This window comes from Streptomyces sp. NPDC060366 (genome assembly GCF_042725135.1).
Classification (GTDB): domain Bacteria; phylum Actinomycetota; class Actinomycetes; order Streptomycetales; family Streptomycetaceae; genus Streptomyces.
Window position 1 is genome coordinate 457,563 of sequence record NZ_JBHXDC010000003.1, and the last position, 15,663, is coordinate 473,225.

The 15,663-nt window shown below is 70.6% G+C and carries 13 protein-coding genes and 1 riboswitch; of the genes, 4 read left to right on the plus strand and 9 right to left on the minus strand.

Annotation, left to right across the window (positions count from 1 at the left end; genetic code table 11):
* The first annotated feature begins 245 nt into the window (after positions 1-245).
* The 4 genes from ACFWHU_RS10995 to ACFWHU_RS11010 all read left to right on the plus strand — a co-directional run bounded on the left by ACFWHU_RS10995 (position 246) and on the right by ACFWHU_RS11010 (position 4,551).
* Positions 246-1,532 carry an HD-GYP domain-containing protein gene (locus ACFWHU_RS10995; protein WP_387224654.1) on the plus strand — a complete coding sequence of 429 codons (1,287 nt, stop codon included), beginning with the start codon at positions 246-248 and terminating at the stop codon, positions 1,530-1,532.
* A 104-nt stretch (positions 1,533-1,636) separates the two neighbouring features.
* Positions 1,637-2,641 carry a tetratricopeptide repeat protein gene (locus ACFWHU_RS11000; RefSeq protein WP_385799887.1) on the plus strand — a complete coding sequence of 335 codons (1,005 nt, stop codon included), beginning with the start codon at positions 1,637-1,639 and terminating at the stop codon, positions 2,639-2,641.
* Between the two features lie 198 nt (positions 2,642-2,839).
* A complete protein-coding gene (def, locus tag ACFWHU_RS11005) occupies positions 2,840-3,535 on the plus strand; it encodes a peptide deformylase (RefSeq protein WP_385799849.1) in 696 nt (231 codons plus the stop codon).
* Between the two features lie 278 nt (positions 3,536-3,813).
* Positions 3,814-4,551 carry a D-Ala-D-Ala carboxypeptidase family metallohydrolase gene (locus ACFWHU_RS11010; RefSeq protein ID WP_385799851.1) on the plus strand — a complete coding sequence of 246 codons (738 nt, stop codon included), beginning with the start codon at positions 3,814-3,816 and terminating at the stop codon, positions 4,549-4,551.
* A 49-nt stretch (positions 4,552-4,600) separates the two neighbouring features.
* Here ACFWHU_RS11010 and ACFWHU_RS11015 read toward each other — a convergent pair whose 3' ends face one another.
* From ACFWHU_RS11015 to ACFWHU_RS11055, 9 genes are all read right to left on the minus strand, one after another.
* Positions 4,601-5,563 carry a GlxA family transcriptional regulator gene (locus ACFWHU_RS11015; protein WP_385799852.1) on the minus strand — a complete coding sequence of 321 codons (963 nt, stop codon included), beginning with the start codon at positions 5,561-5,563 and terminating at the stop codon, positions 4,601-4,603.
* Positions 5,564-5,720: 157 nt separating this feature from the next.
* Positions 5,721-6,173: a DUF2809 domain-containing protein gene (locus ACFWHU_RS11020; RefSeq protein WP_387224657.1), complete on the minus strand. Its 453-nt coding sequence runs from the start codon at positions 6,171-6,173 to the stop codon at positions 5,721-5,723.
* A gap of 33 nt (positions 6,174-6,206) precedes the next feature.
* Entirely contained in the window at positions 6,207-8,033 is a 1,827-nt protein-coding gene (locus ACFWHU_RS11025; RefSeq protein ID WP_387224658.1) for a TerD family protein, read from the minus strand.
* 195 nt (positions 8,034-8,228) lie between these two features.
* Entirely contained in the window at positions 8,229-8,768 is a 540-nt protein-coding gene (locus ACFWHU_RS11030; RefSeq protein WP_385799859.1) for a GNAT family N-acetyltransferase, read from the minus strand.
* Between the two features lie 64 nt (positions 8,769-8,832).
* A complete protein-coding gene (locus ACFWHU_RS11035; protein ID WP_387224659.1) occupies positions 8,833-9,852 on the minus strand; it encodes a ribonucleotide-diphosphate reductase subunit beta in 1,020 nt (339 codons plus the stop codon).
* Positions 9,852-12,248: a ribonucleoside-diphosphate reductase subunit alpha gene (locus tag ACFWHU_RS11040; RefSeq protein WP_387224661.1), complete on the minus strand. Its 2,397-nt coding sequence runs from the start codon at positions 12,246-12,248 to the stop codon at positions 9,852-9,854. Before ACFWHU_RS11040 ends, ACFWHU_RS11035 begins: the two co-directional genes overlap by 1 nt.
* 148 nt (positions 12,249-12,396) lie before the next feature.
* Positions 12,397-12,529, minus strand: a riboswitch (cobalamin riboswitch).
* A 77-nt stretch (positions 12,530-12,606) separates the two neighbouring features.
* Positions 12,607-13,131, minus strand: a complete 525-nt coding sequence (locus ACFWHU_RS11045) for a GNAT family N-acetyltransferase (RefSeq protein WP_385799864.1) — start codon at positions 13,129-13,131, stop codon at positions 12,607-12,609.
* A gap of 98 nt (positions 13,132-13,229) precedes the next feature.
* Complete coding sequence (locus tag ACFWHU_RS11050; RefSeq protein ID WP_385799865.1) at positions 13,230-13,436, minus strand: YbdD/YjiX family protein; 207 nt, start codon at positions 13,434-13,436, stop codon at positions 13,230-13,232.
* A complete protein-coding gene (locus tag ACFWHU_RS11055; RefSeq protein ID WP_387224662.1) occupies positions 13,433-15,637 on the minus strand; it encodes a carbon starvation CstA family protein in 2,205 nt (734 codons plus the stop codon). The genes ACFWHU_RS11050 and ACFWHU_RS11055 overlap by 4 nt, the downstream gene beginning before the upstream one ends.
* Positions 15,638-15,663 lie beyond the last annotated feature (26 nt).

Below are 15,663 nucleotides of genomic sequence, written 5' to 3' on the forward strand. Positions count from 1 at the left end.
GCCCGTGAACGTCACGTGGACCGGCCGGCGTGCGGCCCCGGCGGCCCCTTCTCGTACCGGCGCATACGGCCGGGCGGGCGGCCCCGGCGCCTTCACGGGCGTCCGCGGCGGTCGCCCGTGAACGCCCGACGCGGGTCTTGCGCGTCCTCAAGCGCCACGTGGTCCGGCCGGCGGGCGGCCCCTACGGTCCCTTCCCGTGGCGACGCCTACGGCCCCCGCGCCTGCCGCGCCCCCGGTGGGCGCCCGTGAACGCCCCCCACGCGCCGCCTCCCCGTCTCTCCCTCACCGTCTTCGCCGTGCGCGGTGCCGCGCTCGGGCTTGCCGGGGCGGGGCTCGGGTGGACCCTGTGGCACGGGGTCGTCGAGCCCCGGAGCGCGCTCGCCTTCGGTGTGCTCATCACCCTCGGCGAGCTCGTCCGCCAGGGCGCGCCGCCCGACGAGCGCGAGCCCGCGCCCCTCGCGGCCGCCGGAGCCCTCGCGTACGCCCTGCTCGGGCAGAGCGCGGGGCGGCCGGCCGAGCACGGTGTGCTCCAGACCGTCGCCGTCGTCGTCGCGGCGGTCCTCCTCGGAGCCGTACCGCATGTCGCCCGCGGCCGCGGTCCCGCGCTCGACCACGTGGCCCGTCGCGTGCTCACCGTCGGGTTCGCCGCCGTCTGCTTCCAGCCGTTCGTCGCCTCCGGCGAGCTGGGCGAGCGTGTCGGCGAAGGCCCGTACTACGCTCTTCTGCTCCTCCTCCTACTGATCCTCACTGCTCTGTGTGACGCGGTCATCGCCGCGCTGACGCTGCGCGCCCGTACCCGCCATCCGTACGGCCCGCTCCTGCGCGACGAACTGCGCGCACTGATCGGCATCGGCTCGGCCGTCTGCGCGACCGGCGCGGTGATGGCGCTCGGCGTCGCCGTCGCCGGGCTGTGGGCACTGCCCGTCTTCTGTGTGCCGCTGCTGCTGACCCAGCTGTCGTTCCGGCGGTACGCGGCGGTCCGTACGACCTACCGGCAGACCATCGCCTCGCTCGCCCGCGCCACCGAGATCGCCGGATACACCCGTCACGGCCACGCCCGCAGGGTCGCCGAGCTGAGCCGCGCGGTCGGCCGTGAGCTGGGGCTCTCCGGGACCGAGCTGACCGTCCTCGAACACGCGGCGCTGATGCACGACATCGGCCAGCTCTCGCTCGTCGACCCCGTGCCCGACGGCGCGACCGCCCTGCTGCCGGTCACCGAGCAGCGGCGGATCGCGCTGCTCGGCGGGGCCGTCGTACGCCGGACCGGGGTCCCGTCGGCGGTCGCCGTCGTCGTGGAGCGGCAGGCCGATCCGTACCGCGAGCAGCCTCTGCCGGCCCGGATCGTCCGCACCGTCAACGCGTACGACGATCTCGCCACGGCGGGTGCGGGCGGCGGCGGAGGGGCGACAGGACCGCTCAGCGCACTCGAGCGACTACGCCTCGGCACCGGCCACGACTACCAGCCCGAGGTCGTGGAATCCCTCGCGCGCGTCCTGTCACGCGGTGGTCTGACCCCTGGTCGGGCTGGGTAACCCATGGGTAAGGAGCGAGCGTCCGACCGGGCATGGTTGGATGCGAAGAGGAGTCCAAGAGGGTGTACGGGGGCACAGACCCGAGCGACCGGCAGGCGGGAATCGTGAAGATCTTCGGGAAGGTACGGCATCGGCCCTCCGCCTCGTGGCGGCAGGCCACCGACCGCGCGTTCACGCTGATCGGCGACGGACGGTACGAGGACGCGGGTGCGCTGCTCACGCGCGCGGCGGATCTGGAGCCCTGGCTCTCCGAGTCCTGGTTCAACCTGGCTCTGCTGCACAAGTTCCGGCACGACTGGGAGCAGGCGCGGGCCGCCGGGCTGCGTGCCGTCGCGCTGCTCGACAAGGAGGCCGGGGCACCCGATTGGTGGAACGTCGGGATCGCGGCCACCGCGCTCCAGGACTGGCCGCTGGCCCGGCGGGCCTGGCAGGCGTACGGCCTGAAGGTGCCCGGCAATCAGTACACGGCCGCGGCGACCGGTGAGCCCGTGGGTATGGAGCTGGGCAGCGCGGCCGTCCGGCTCTCGCCCGAGGGCGAGGCCGAGGTCGTCTGGGGCCGCAGGCTCGACCCGGCCCGGATCGAGATCCTGTCCATTCCGCTGCCGTCGTCGGGCCGCCGCTGGGGCGAGGTCGTCCTGCACGACGGTGTGCCGAACGGCGAGCGCACGACCGCCGCGGGTTCGAGCGGCGCCGCGCGGGCCTTCCCGGTCTTCGACGAGATCGAGCTGTGGGCCCCGTCGCCCGTGCCGACCTGGGTGGTGCTGCTGGAAGCGGCGACCGAATCCGACCGGGACGCCCTGGAGCGGCTCGCGGCCGACGCGGGCTTCGCCGCCGAGGACTGGTCGTCCTCCGTACGGCTGCTCTGCCGGGCCTGCTCGGAGAGCCGGATGCCGAGCGCCGAGGGCGACGGCGAACATCTCGATCCGCACGACCACAGCGAGCCGGGACATCCGGGGCCGCTCGGGCATCGTACGGAGGGCGAGCTGTGGGTGCCCGAGCGCGAGTGCGGCATAGCCGCGCCGCCCGGACTGGTCCGGGGTCTGCTCGACGGCTGGGTGGCCGACAGCCCGGACACACGTGAGTGGCGGGACCTCGAAGAGGTCTGCTGACGCGCGGCCGCGGCGCGAGGGCGGTGGGTGCTGTGGGGGCAGTGGGTGGGCCGTGAGCGAGCCGCGGCGGGCCCCGGGCGGGCCGGATCTCGGGCAGGGCGGCGGACGGCGCCATGGCGGGCCGTAGGCTGTACGGGCACATCGCGCAGGCAGCGGTGTACAGGCAGCAGCGGGTACCGAGGAAGGCGTACTGCGGACATGGCGCAGCAGGAGACGGACCAGAAGACCGAGGGCGGGGCCTCCCAGGCGGAGCGGGGGGACGGGTTCGTCGCGGGCGGCGAGGGCATCGTGGACGACGAGGGGTTCGTCGTCGACACGCAGGACGCGGAGGCGCGTGAGCTGGCGTACCGCGAGCGCGGCACGTCCCGCCCGATCACCGTCGTCGGCAATCCGGTCCTGCACAAGGAGACCAGGGACGTCACCGAGTTCGACGACAAGCTCGCCGAACTCGTCGACGACATGTTCGCCAGCCAGCGGACGGCGGAGGGCGTGGGCCTGGCCGCCAACCAGATCGGCGTGGACCTGAAGGTCTTCGTCTACGACTGCCCGGACGACGACGGCGTGCGGCACGTCGGCGTCGTGTGCAACCCGGTGCTGGACGAACTCCCGCCCGAGGCGCGCAATCTGGAGGACGGCAACGAGGGCTGCCTGTCCGTCCCGACGGCGTACGCGGAGCTGGCGCGGCCCGACTACGCGGTGGTCCGGGGCCAGGACGTCAACGGCAAGCCGATCAAGGTGCGCGGCACGGGCTACTTCGCGCGCTGCCTCCAGCACGAGACGGACCATCTGTACGGATACCTGTACATCGACCGGCTCTCGAAGCGCGACCGCAAGGACGCGCTGCGGCAGATGGAAGAGGGCACGCCCCGCTACGAGACCGTGCCGAACGCCTGATCGCCCGGACGCGGCACTTGGGCCCGGCACGCGGTCGGTGCTGCCCGGGCGGTGGCCCGGCACCGCTGACCGATGCCGGCCGACCTCCTGCACCTGACGACTGAGCGGCCCCGTTCCGGACATCCGGAACGGGGCCCGCGTCGTCGCGCCGGACAGGAGGTGGAGCGGTGCCCCCGTCGCCATTGGTTCGACAAGTGGCCCTGTTCGGGGACGGGTTGACGCGCGTCGACCCTTGCGCCACTCTCTGCCGTACATCTCGCCTCGAATCTGGAGACCCGATGCTCCGACGTACCTCAAGACTTCTGCTCAGCCTTGTCATGACCCTGTCGTTTGCATGGGCGGGTGCGGTGGTCACCGCCGGCCCTGCTCAGGCCGACGGCTGCTACACCTGGTCCGGCACCCTCTCCCAGGGGTCCAGCGGCGCCGCCGTGACCCAGCTCCAGATCCGCGTGGCCGGCCACGCGGGCAACGGTGCCGTACTCGGCATCGACGGCGCGTACGGACCGGCCACGGCCGCCGCGGTCAAGCGCTTCCAGTCCGCGTACGGGCTCGCCGCCGACGGGGTCGCCGGCCCCGCCACCTTCAACAAGATCTACGAGCTCCAGGACAACGACTGCACGCCGATCCACTTCACCTACGCCGAGCTCAACAACTGCAACTCCGACTGGTCGGGCGGCGCGGTGAGCGCGGCGACGGCCAAGTCCAACGCCCTGCGCACCATGTGGAAGCTGGAGGCGATGCGGCACGCGATGGGCGACCAGCCGCTCCGTGTCACCAGCGGATTCCGCTCGCACGCGTGCAACAACGCGGTCGGCGGAGCCAGTGGCAGCCGCCATCTGTACGGTGACGCCGCCGACATCGGGTCCGGACCGCACACGCTGTGCGCCCTGGCCCAGAACGCGCGGAACCACGGCTTCAACGGCATTCTCGGCCCGGGCTACCCCGGCCACAACGACCACGCGCACGTCGACCACCGCTCGGGCCGCTTCTGGTCCGCGCCGAGCTGCGGGATCTGACGGCGGGATCTGACCCACTGATCCTCCGACGCCGTCTCGGACCGGGGCCTCACGCGACGCGCGTGGGGCCCCGGAACGTGCGCCGGTAGACGTTCGGGGTCGTCCCGAGCGTGCGCAGGAAGTGGTGCCGCAACCCCGCCGCGTTGCCGAAGCCCGACCGGCCGGCGATCGCGTCCACCGTCTCGTCCGTCCCCTCCAGCAACTCCTGTGCCAGCAGCACGCGTTGGCGCAGCAGCCAGCGGTACGGGGTGGTGCCCGTCTCCTGCTGGAAACGGCGCGCGAAGGTGCGGGGCGACATGTGGGCGCGCTCCGCGAGCTGTTCGACGGTCATCTCGCTGTCCAGATGCCGCTCCATCCAGGCGAGGACCCCGCCCACCGTGTCGCACGCGGTGGGCAGCGGGCGCTCGATGAACTGCGCCTGCCCGCCGTCGCGGTGCGGCGGGACCACCATGCGGCGGGCGATCGCGTTGGCGACCTCGGGGCCGTGCTCCTGGCGTACGACATGGAGGCAGGCGTCGATGCCCGCGGCCGTGCCGGCGGAGGTGACGACCGGCCCGTCGTCGACGTACAGCACGTCGGGCTGCACGTCGGCCAGCGGATACGCCTCCGCCAGTTCGGCGGAGTGCATCCAGTGGGTGGCGCAACGGCGCCCGTCGAGCAGCCCGGCGGCGCCGAGGGTGAACACGCCCGCGCAGACACTGAGCACACGCGCGCCCCGTTCCACGGCCCGGCGCAGCGCGTCCAGCAGCTCGGGCGGGTAGTCCCGGACAACGTACGTGTCCCCGGCCGGTACGCAGATCAGATCGGCCTCCTCCAGCCGGTCGAGGCCCTGGAGCGCGGAGATGGTGAATCCCGCGTGCGTACGCAGGACGGGGCCCTCGGCGGAGACGACGGCGAAGTCGTAGACGGGCAGTCCCTGCGCGCTGCGGTCGAGTCCGAACACCTCGCAGAGCACACCGAGCTCGAAGGGGTGCACACCGTCGAGCAGGACGACCGCGACGTTTTTCAGCATGGGAGCAGTGTGGCAGTAATTCGATGGTTCATGACAGTCCTGCCACTGCTCTTTCTTGCACGGAACGACGACAGTGGAGGCATGAACGCAATCGGTGGTTACCTCGTCGTACTTGCCCTTTTCGGCCTTCTCGCCCTTCCCGGTCTCATCGGGTACATCAGGGACCGCGCCATCGACCGCCAACTGCGGCGCGCGGAGCACCTGGACGGCGCTCCGGAGCCGCCCGCCGGCCGCTCACCCACGTATGCGCCGACGCGGCCACCGCTGCACCGATCGCGTACCACAGCAGGTCAGGCGCATTGAAGGTCGAGCCGAGCGCGAGCCGCACGACCGCACTCCGCTCGGCCGGCCCTTCGGTCACCCCGCTGAGCTGAAGGAACTCGACGGCGCAACTGAACGCGAACGCGCCGGCGCCCGCGACGACGGGCCGCACGCGGGGAGCGGCCAGGACGACAAGGACGTACACGAGGACGGTGTACAGCGCGACCCCGCCGTACTTGGCGACGTCTCCTTCGGCGACAACCCTGATCCCGAGCCCGGCCCCGACAACCCCAACGGCGACTCCCACGACGACCAGCCGCGTACGCGCACGAACCCGCATGTTGCTCATGGCGGGCAGCCTATGCGGCGTTGCCGAGGGCGATCAGTCGGCGATGTCGACCCCGTATCCGCGCGCCAGTGCGTCGAGGCCGTGGTCGTAGCCTTGCCCTACGGCGCGCAGGCGCCAGACCGGGCCTCTGCGGTAGATCTCTGCGAGGAGCACGGTGCGTTCGGTCGTGGCGGCGTCCAGGGTTGCCCTGGCGATGGGTGAGCCGCCACTGCCGGGCGCGGCACCGATCTGGATGGCGCCGACCGTCCCGAAGGTCGCGGCGCCGTCGATGGCCGCCGCGACGACGACCTTGCGAGTCGCGGGCGGCATGGACGCGAGGTCGAGGGCGATGGTCTGTTCCGCGGGGCCGCCCGTGAGGAGCCGCACGGTGCCGGCCGGGTTCTCCGGGGCGCCGTAGAAGATGAAGTCCCCGTCGAAGGTGACCTGTTCGTCCTCGTCGAGGGCGAAGGCGACGACGTCGATCTCGCAGTCTGTCTGCGGGGCCCAGCCTGCGGTGAGATGCCACTCGGCCGCAGGCGTGCCGTGCGGCATGGGTAGGTCGATGACACCCCCCATCGGCAGCACGTGCGGGTCCTGCGGCCGGACAGTCGTGCTGCCCTGCGCCGCGGCAGTCGGCGCGGTGAGCCAGTGCTCGTCGTGCACGGGGAGCTCAAGAGCCGTGATGCGGCTCATGCGGCGGTCTCTCTCACCGTCGGCGAGGAGGACGACGTCGGTCACGCTGGCCGACAGGTTGACCGCCGCTGAACCGCCCAGATCGACGACGCGGGTGCGAGCCGCGGCGGCGTCGGCATGGACGCCGCCAAGAACCAGAACCCGGCGCCCTGCCAGCGCTCCGTCCAAGGTGCCGGCCGGGCCTGCCGGTTGGCGAGGAGCGGGAACGGCTTGTGGTGTTGTGGGCTCCTTGAGCGGAGCGGATGTCACGGCGGCGGCCGTCGCCTCATGCGCTGTTCCGGTCTGTACGTCGGTCAGCATCCGCAGGAAAGTGGGCTCGTCGATGACCGGCACCCCTTCGGCCGCCGCGCGCCGTGCCTTGGCCGAATCGGACAGCGGCTCGTTGGTGACCAGCGCGCTGGTGTGCCGACTGACCGAGGTCACCATGTTCAGCCCGGCGGCGACGGCCCGCCCGGCCAACTCGGCCCGGGCGTGCCCGGTCTCACCGGTTATCGCGATCTTCATCCCTTGCCGGAGCGGACCGCCGGGGGTCAGCCGTCCCGGGTTCCGGTACGCGCAAGGTGTCTTGGGCGGTCGCGGGGTGAACTGGGACTCCGCCCGGGGCGGGCAGGCGACCAGCGGTAACGGCAGGTCCAGCCGCGCCGCCTCGCGCAGCGACGCCCGCAGGATTCCGGCCAGCACACGGGTGTCGTCCAGGGCGTCATGTGCCTGTGTCTGGGGGACCCCGTAGTGAGCGGCCAAGGTGCCCAGCTTCATATCGTCCGTCGGTGGATCCACCTGACGGTTGAGGGCCAGGGTGCAGAGCCGCTGGGAAACCGGCAGCCACATCCGCGCACGGGCGAACTCGTAGGCCAGGAAGTCGTAGTCGAACTGGGCGTTGTGGGCGACCAGTACCCGGTCTTGGAGCAAGGACCCGATCCGCCCGGCGACCTGAGCGAAGGTCGGCGCACCCGACAGCCGGTCGGCGGTCAGTCCGTGGACGTGCACCGGCCCCGGATCGCATCCCGGATTGAGCAGCGTCGAGAACTCATCGGTCTGCTCGCCGTCCGGTCCGATCGTCACCACCGCGATGGACAACACCCGGTCCCGCCTGGCCATGAGGCCCGACGTCTCCACGTCGATCAAGGCCCAGTCGTAGGCGTAGTCACCCGTGATGGGCATGTCGACGGCGGCGGAGGCGAGTTCCATGGGCCAAGGATGATGCGATATCTACCCTGCTTCAACCCAGATGACGTTATGTCCGGAGTTAGGGGCAGGTGAAGGAGAGGAATGTTGCCGGTTCCCATACGCCTCACACCCCAACGTACCGATGTGCGAATGTAGTTCACCATCCAACGCGGACCGTACGACCCCGGTCACGGTCCGCGGGCCGTACACCCGTCATCAGTACGGGGCGCCGCGTCGCTGTTCCCACGTCTGGAGTGTCACGCTTCGCGGCCCGCTCTCCCTCACCACCAGTGGTTCGTCCGTGAGTTGGAAGCCCGTCGCACGCGCCACCGCCGCGCTCGCCGCGTTGGCCGGTTCTATCCGGAGCACCGCGCGGCGGGCTCTCGCGTCGTGGAACGCGTGCGGGAGCATCAGGCGTACCGCTCGGGACGCCAGGCCCCGGCGGCGGTACGGGGCGCCGATTCCGTAGGCGAGTTCGACCTCGGAGCCGTCCCCCGCCGCAACGAACAGCAGCACCTCGCCCATGGGAGTGTGCCCGTCCGTCGTGATGGCGAGCTGGAGCGCCTGGCCCGTCGCCCGGCGTTCGTGGGCGCGGGTCACATACGCGCGCGCCGCCGCCTCGTCGAACGGCGCCCGCAGCGGCGTCCAGCGGTCCATCTCGGGATCGTCGAAGAGCGCCGACAGGGCGGGGACGTCCGCATCGGTCCATTCGCGGAGTTGAAGGCCCTCACCTGCGGGGAGGGGGGTATGAAACATGGGGTCATCGTGCCCGAGCCCCGTGGAGCGTTCCACGGGGCCCGGATATCACGAAGGGCGCTTTCTAGAAGTCGTCGTCGAAGCCGACCGTGCCCTCCACCGCCACCTGGTACGCCGACGGGCGGCGTTCGAAGAAGTTCGTCAGTTCCTGGACGCCTTGCAGCTCCATGAACGAGAACGGGTTCTCGGAGCCGTACACCGGCGCGAAGCCCAGGCGCTGGAGGCGCTGGTCCGCGACGCACTGGAGGTACTCGCGCATCGACTCCGTGTTCATGCCCGGCAGGCCCTCGCCGCACAGGTCGCGGCCGAACTGGAGCTCCGCCTCGACCGCCTCCTTCAGCATGTCGGTGACCTGCTGCTGGAGCGCGTCGTCGAAGAGTTCCGGCTCCTCCTTACGGACGGTGTCCACGACCTCGAAGGCGAAGTTCATGTGCATCGTCTCGTCGCGGAAGACCCAGTTGGTGCCGGTTGCCAGCCCGTGCAGCAGGCCGCGCGAGCGGAACCAGTAGACGTACGCGAACGCTCCGTAGAAGAACAGGCCCTCGATACAGGCCGCGAAGCAGATCAGGTTCAGTAGGAAGCGGCGCCGGTCCGCCGCCGACTCCAGGCGGTCGATCTTCTCGACCGAGTCCATCCACTTGAAGCAGAACTGCGCCTTCTCGCGGATCGACGGGATCTCCTCGACCGCGTCGAACGCCGCCGCGCGGTCCGCCGGGTCCGGGAGGTAGGTGTCGAGCAGCGTCAAGTAGAACTGGACGTGCACGGCCTCCTCGAAGAGCTGGCGCGAGAGATAGAGCCGAGCCTCGGGGGAGTTGATGTGTTTGTAGAGCGTCAGCACCAGATTGTTGGAGACGATCGAGTCGCCCGTCGCGAAGAACGCGACCAGCCGGCCGATCATGTGCTGCTCGCCCGGGGAGAGCTTGGCGAGGTCGGTGACGTCGGAGTGGAGGTCGACCTCCTCGACCGTCCAGGTGTTCTTGATCGCGTCCCGGTAGCGCTCGTAGAAGTCCGGGTAGCGCATGGGGCGCAGGGTCAGTTCGAAGCCCGGGTCGAGCAGGTTCTTCTCTACGGCAGGGTTGGTCATTACTGGCAGGCCTCGCAGGACTCGGGGTTTTCCAGGGAGCAGGCGACGGCGTCGGCGTCCGGCGCCATCTGTGCGGGTACGGGTACGGCGGCGGCCACCGGCTGCGACTTCGCCGCGCGGGCGATCCGCGTCGCCGGGCGCGACCGCAGGTAGTACGTGGTCTTGAGCCCCTTCTTCCAGGCGTACGCGTACATCGAGCTGAGCTTCCCGATGGTCGGCGTCTCCAGGAACAGGTTCAGCGACTGGCTCTGGTCGAGGAACGGGGTACGCGCCGCCGCCATGTCGATCAGGCCGCGCTGCGGGATCTCCCACGCCGTGCGGTACAGCTCGCGCACCTCGGCCGGGATCCAGCCGAAGCCCGCCACCGAGCCGTTGGACTCGCGCAGCGCCTCGCGGGACTGCGCGTCCCACACGCCGAGCTTCTTCAGCTCGGCCACCAGATAGGCGTTGACCTGAAGGAACTCGCCCGACAGCGTCTCGCGCTTGAAGAGGTTGGAGACCTGCGGCTCGATGCACTCGTACACCCCGGCGATCGAGGCGATGGTGGCCGTCGGCGCGATGGCGAGCAGCAGGGAGTTGCGCATACCGGTCTTCGCGACGCGCGCCCGCAGCGCATCCCACCGCTCGGGCCAGTTGAGCTCCACGTCGTAGTGGTCCGGGTGCAGCACCCCGCGCGCGGCGCGGGTCTTCGACCAGGCCGGCAGCGGGCCCTCGCGCTCGGCGAGGTCGCAGGACGCCTCGTACGCGGCCAGCATGATCCGCTCGGCGATACGGGTGGAGAGCGCCGCGGCCTCGGCGGAGTCGAACGGCAGCCGCTTCTTGAAGAAGACGTCCTGGAGGCCCATCACACCCAGGCCCACCGGGCGCCACTTGGCGTTGGAGCGGCCGGCCTGCTCGGTCGGGTAGAAGTTGATGTCCACGACCCGGTCGAGGAAGGTCACGGCGGTGCGGACGCTGTCGTCCAGCCGCTCCCAGTCCAGCTCGCCGCCCTCGGTGACGAACGCGCCGATGTTGACCGAGCCGAGGTTGCAGACGGCCGTCTCGCCGTCGTCCGTGACCTCCAGGATCTCGGTGCAGAGGTTCGAGGAGTGCACGACGGCGCCGGGCTCGGCGGTCTGGTTCGCCGTACGGTTCGACGCGTCCTTGAAGGTCATCCAGCCGTTGCCGGTCTGCGCGAGGGTACGCATCATGCGGCCGTACAGCTCACGCGCCGGGATGGTCCTGCGAGCCTTGCCCGCCGCCTCGGCCGCCCGGTACGCCGCGTCGAAGTCGTCGCCCCACAGGTCGACCAGCTCGGGCACGTCGGAGGGCGAGAACAGCGACCAGTCGCCGTCCGCGTCGACCCGGCGCATGAACTCGTCGGGGATCCAGTGCGCGAGGTTCAGATTGTGCGTACGGCGCGCCTCCTCGCCGGTGTTGTCGCGCAGCTCCAGGAACTCCTCGATGTCCGCGTGCCACGTCTCCAGGTAGACGCAGGCCGCGCCCTTGCGCCGGCCGCCCTGGTTGACGGCGGCGACGGAGGAGTCCAGCGTCCGCAGGAACGGGACGATGCCGTTGGAGTGCCCGTTCGTGCCGCGGATCAGTGAACCGCGGGCGCGGATACGGGAGTACGAGAGGCCGATGCCGCCCGCGTGCTTCGAGAGGCGCGCCACCTGGTGGTAGCGGTCGTAGATGGAGTCCAGCTCGTCCAGCGGGGAGTCCAGCAGATAGCAGGACGACATCTGGGGGTGGCGGGTGCCGGAGTTGAAGAGCGTGGGTGAGGAGGGAAGGTAGTCGAGCCGGCTCATCAGGCCGTACAGCGCGGCGACTTCGTCCATGGCGGCCGGGGAGTCGTCCTTGGCCAGCCCGGACGCGACGCGCAGCATGAAGTACTGCGGCGTCTCGATGACATCGCGGTTGATCGGGTGCCGGAGCAGATAGCGGCTGAAGAGGGTGCGCAGGCCGAAGTAGCCGAAGCGGTCGTCGGCGGCGGGGTCGAAGAGCGCGTCGAGGCGGGCGGCGTGGCGGGTGACGAACGCGGCCGTACGGTCGGCGATCAGACCCTGCGCGTGGCCCACGGCGACCGAGGAGGAGAAGGAGACGGCACCCTGGCCGGCGGCCTCGTCCGCGATGGTGCGGGTGAGGAGGCGGGCGGCGAGACGGGAGTACGCGGGGTCCTCGGAGATGAGCCCGGCGGCGGCCTCGGTGGCGAGTTCGCGCAACTCGGCCTCGTCCGAGGCGGCGTTGCGGCCACGGAGCGCGGCGGCGGCGACCCGGCCGGGGTCGGTGTCGGCGAGGTCGGCGGTGAGGTCGGTGAGGAGCCGCAGAAGGCTCGTACCGGGTCCGTCGGCCGGTACGGCCGTGTCCCGTCCCCGCTCTGAGATCGCTGAAGCCGGATCGGCTGGCGCGATGGTCACGTGGTGCTCTCCCTCGCTCGGCTCTGGGCCACGAGGAAGGGGGCACGGCGGCGCACGCCCGCGTACGCCGTCCCGGAAACGGGCAGCGCGCGGCGCGGCGTCCACCGGCCCAGCCTCGGGGCCCGGACGTCTCGGCACCCGGATCGGTCGAGCCGGATGCGCCGTCGGCAGGTGCTCGGACTCACGGGCGCGACAAAGCGCACCACAGCACACCGTTGCGGGACAGTTCCGGATTTCCACCGGATTCTCCTGCGGCGACAGCAGACTTGAGCATACATGTGGGGCTCGTTGGCGACGGCACCCCCCACATGTTGTGTCGTGGGTGTTCAGCCTTGCCCTGGATCGACCCCGAAACGCCTTAGATTTCCAGGCTGTAGGTGAGCAGGGACAGCCCCGGGACGGGAGACCAGTCGCGCTCCGGGGTCCGTACGAAGCCCAGGCGCTCGTAGATCCGGTGGGCGCCCAGCATTGCCTTCTGGGTGGACAGCCGCACCCGTACGCACCCCTCGGTGGCCCGTGCGCGGGCCACGCACTCCCGTACCAGCGCGTCGCCGACACCCCGCCCGCGCGCGGCGGACGCGACGGCCAGCATCCGGAACTCGGCCTCCCCGTCCCCGGCCAGATCGGCCCACGCGGACGGTCCGGAGACGTGGGCCACCCCACCGAGCACGCGCCCGTCCCCGCCGACGGCTACGAGCACCTCGGCCCCCTCGGCACGCGCCGCGACGTCCCGCAGGGTCGCCAGATAGGGGTCCCCATCCCCGAAGTCCAGCAGCCCGTCGTCCAGATAGGCGCGCGCGGTTATCTCGCCGAGCGCGTCGTACTCGGCGGGCTCGGCCGCTCTGATGGTGAAGTCGGTCGCCGGCCGTGTCGTCTGATCCATCCATGCAGTGTGCGACACGACGAGGACCGGCCGCACTGACCCCGCACGACGAAGGGCCGCCACTCCCCGCAGGGGAACGGCGGCCCTTCAGTCACCGCTCAGCAGCAGCGGAACCCTTCCCTCGGGTCCGCCTCGCGCGCGTCCATGCGGCTCCGTTCGAAGGCCCGGCGCGTCACAGGCTCCGCCGTCGGGTCACAGGCGCGGGTGTGGGCCACGTAGTGGTCGTACGCCGATTCGCCCGTCAACTCCCGTACGTACCAGCGGATCCGGCCCACCGCGTGGCGCACCTTCGCCGCGGAGGTCATGACGAGCCCGTCCCCGCACCCGCCCCGGCGGACGCCTTCGCCTCCGCCGCCGCCAGTTCCGCCTTCTCCTCCTTCGTCGGGAACATGCCCGCCGGTGCGACCAGTTCCGACTTCACGTACGGCGTCTCCGAGAGCTTCACGCTCTCCGGGTGCCGGATCGCCTTGTAGCAGACCCGTCCCGCGTCCACGATGACCACGATGATCAGGATCGCGAAGAGCGCGCAGAGCACGCCGTCCACCGTCGAGTTGGTGACGACCGTGTGCATGTCGTCCATCGTCTTCGCCGGCGGGAGCACCTCGCCGTTGTCGATGCCCGTCTGGTAGACCTCGCGCTGCTTGAAGAAGCCGACCTTCGGGTCCTCGGAGAAGATCTTCTGCCAGCTCGCGGTGAGCGTGACCGCCGCGTCCCAGGCCAGCGGAACCGCCGTCACCCAGGCCCATTTGAGCCGTCCGGACTTCACCAGCAGCGTCGTGCAGACGGCGAGCGCCACCGCCGCCAGGAGCTGGTTCGCGATGCCGAACAGCGGGAAGAGCTGGTTGATGCCGCCCAGCGGGTCGTGCACGCCGACCCAGAGGAAGTAGCCCCACGCGCCGACGACCACGGCGCTGGCGAACCAGACGCCCGGCTTCCAGCTGACCTGGCGCATCGGCTTGTACACGTTGCCGAGCATGTCCTGGAGCATGAAGCGGCCGACGCGCGTACCGGCGTCCACCGTCGTCAGGATGAACAGCGCCTCGAACATGATCGCGAAGTGGTACCAGAACGCCTTCATCCCCGCGCCGCCGATGACGGACGAGAAGATCTCCGCCATGCCGAGCGCGAAGGTCGGCGCGCCGCCGGTGCGGGACAGCAGGCTCGACTCCTCGACGTCCTTCGCCGCCTGGGCGAGTTGGTCCGGCGAGATCGTGAAGCCGAGGTTGGCGACCGCCTGGGAGGCGGATTCGACCGTGCCGCCGATGACTCCGGCGGGGGAGTTGATCGCGAAGTACAGACCCGGGTCGATGATGCACGCCGTGATCATCGCCATGATCGCGACGAACGACTCGGTGAGCATCGCGCCGTACCCGATCATCCGGATCTGGGTCTCCTTCTGCACCATCTTCGGCGTGGTGCCCGAGGAGATGAGTGAGTGGAAACCGGACAGCGCGCCGCACGCGATCGTGATGAAGACGAACGGGAACATCGATCCGGCGAAGACCGGACCGTCACCGCGGCTCGCGAACTCCGTGACCGCGTCCATCTTCATCGTCGGCATCGCGACGACCACACCGATGGCCAGCAGCGCGATCGTGCCGACCTTCATGAAGGTCGACAGATAGTCGCGCGGCGCCAGCAGCATCCAGACGGGCAGTACGGACGCGAGGAAGCCGTACACGATCATCCAGATGACCAGCGTGCCGGCCTCCAGCGTGAAGGTGTCGGCGAGCGACGACTCGGCGACCCAGCCGCCGGCCACGATCGCGAGCAGCAGCAGCGCCACGCCGATGAGCGAGACCTCGCTGACCTTGCCCGGCCGCATCACCCGCAGATACACGCCCATGAAGAGCGCGATCGGGATGGTCATCGCGATGGAGAAGACACCCCACGGCGAGTCGGCGAGCGCGTTGACGATGACCAGTGCCAGCACCGCCAGCAGGATGATCATGATGAGGAAGACCGCGATGAGCGCGGCGGCGCCGCCGAACGGGCCTATCTCGTCGCGGGCGATCTGGCCGAGCGAACGGCCGTCGCGGCGCGTGGAGAAGAACAGCGTGATCATGTCCTGGACCGCGCCCGCGAAGATGACACCCGCGACGATCCAGATCGTGCCCGGCAGATAACCCATCTGCGCGGCCAGCACCGGCCCGACGAGCGGTCCCGCGCCCGCGACGGCCGCGAAGTGGTGGCCGAAGAGCACGCGCCGGTCGGTGGGGTGGAAGTCGACACCGTTGTCGAGCCGTTCGGCGGGTGTGGCCCGTGTCTTGTCGACCTTCAGGACCCGCCGGGCGATGAATCTGGAGTAGAAGCGGTAGGCGATCGCGTACGAACCGAGTGCCGCGGCCAGCATCCAGGCCGCGGAGATCTCCTCACCGCGCGACAGCGCGAGGACACCCCAGGCGACCGCGCCCACCAGAGCGACGAGCGCCCATATGACGATCGACTTCGGCGTGAGACGCCCGGACGATTTCGGTGCGGAACTTGGCTGTGCCGGCTCTGGCATGGCGAGTCGTCCCCTCACTGGATCAC

What these genes read in the sequence shown, in the direction of transcription:
- ACFWHU_RS11035 (WP_387224659.1), bottom strand. Translation starts at nt 9,852, where the DNA reads ATGACCAACCCTGCCGTAGAGAAGAACCTGCTCGACCCGGGCTTCGAA.
- ACFWHU_RS11055 (WP_387224662.1), bottom strand. Translation starts at nt 15,637, where the DNA reads ATGCCAGAGCCGGCACAGCCAAGTTCCGCACCGAAATCGTCCGGGCGT.
- ACFWHU_RS11010 (WP_385799851.1), top strand. Translation starts at nt 3,814, where the DNA reads ATGCTCCGACGTACCTCAAGACTTCTGCTCAGCCTTGTCATGACCCTG.
- ACFWHU_RS11045 (WP_385799864.1), bottom strand. Translation starts at nt 13,131, where the DNA reads ATGGATCAGACGACACGGCCGGCGACCGACTTCACCATCAGAGCGGCC.
- def (WP_385799849.1), top strand. Translation starts at nt 2,840, where the DNA reads ATGGCGCAGCAGGAGACGGACCAGAAGACCGAGGGCGGGGCCTCCCAG.
- ACFWHU_RS11050 (WP_385799865.1), bottom strand. Translation starts at nt 13,436, where the DNA reads ATGACCTCCGCGGCGAAGGTGCGCCACGCGGTGGGCCGGATCCGCTGG.
- ACFWHU_RS11025 (WP_387224658.1), bottom strand. Translation starts at nt 8,033, where the DNA reads ATGGAACTCGCCTCCGCCGCCGTCGACATGCCCATCACGGGTGACTAC.
- ACFWHU_RS11020 (WP_387224657.1), bottom strand. Translation starts at nt 6,173, where the DNA reads ATGAGCAACATGCGGGTTCGTGCGCGTACGCGGCTGGTCGTCGTGGGA.
- ACFWHU_RS11030 (WP_385799859.1), bottom strand. Translation starts at nt 8,768, where the DNA reads ATGTTTCATACCCCCCTCCCCGCAGGTGAGGGCCTTCAACTCCGCGAA.
- ACFWHU_RS11015 (WP_385799852.1), bottom strand. Translation starts at nt 5,563, where the DNA reads ATGCTGAAAAACGTCGCGGTCGTCCTGCTCGACGGTGTGCACCCCTTC.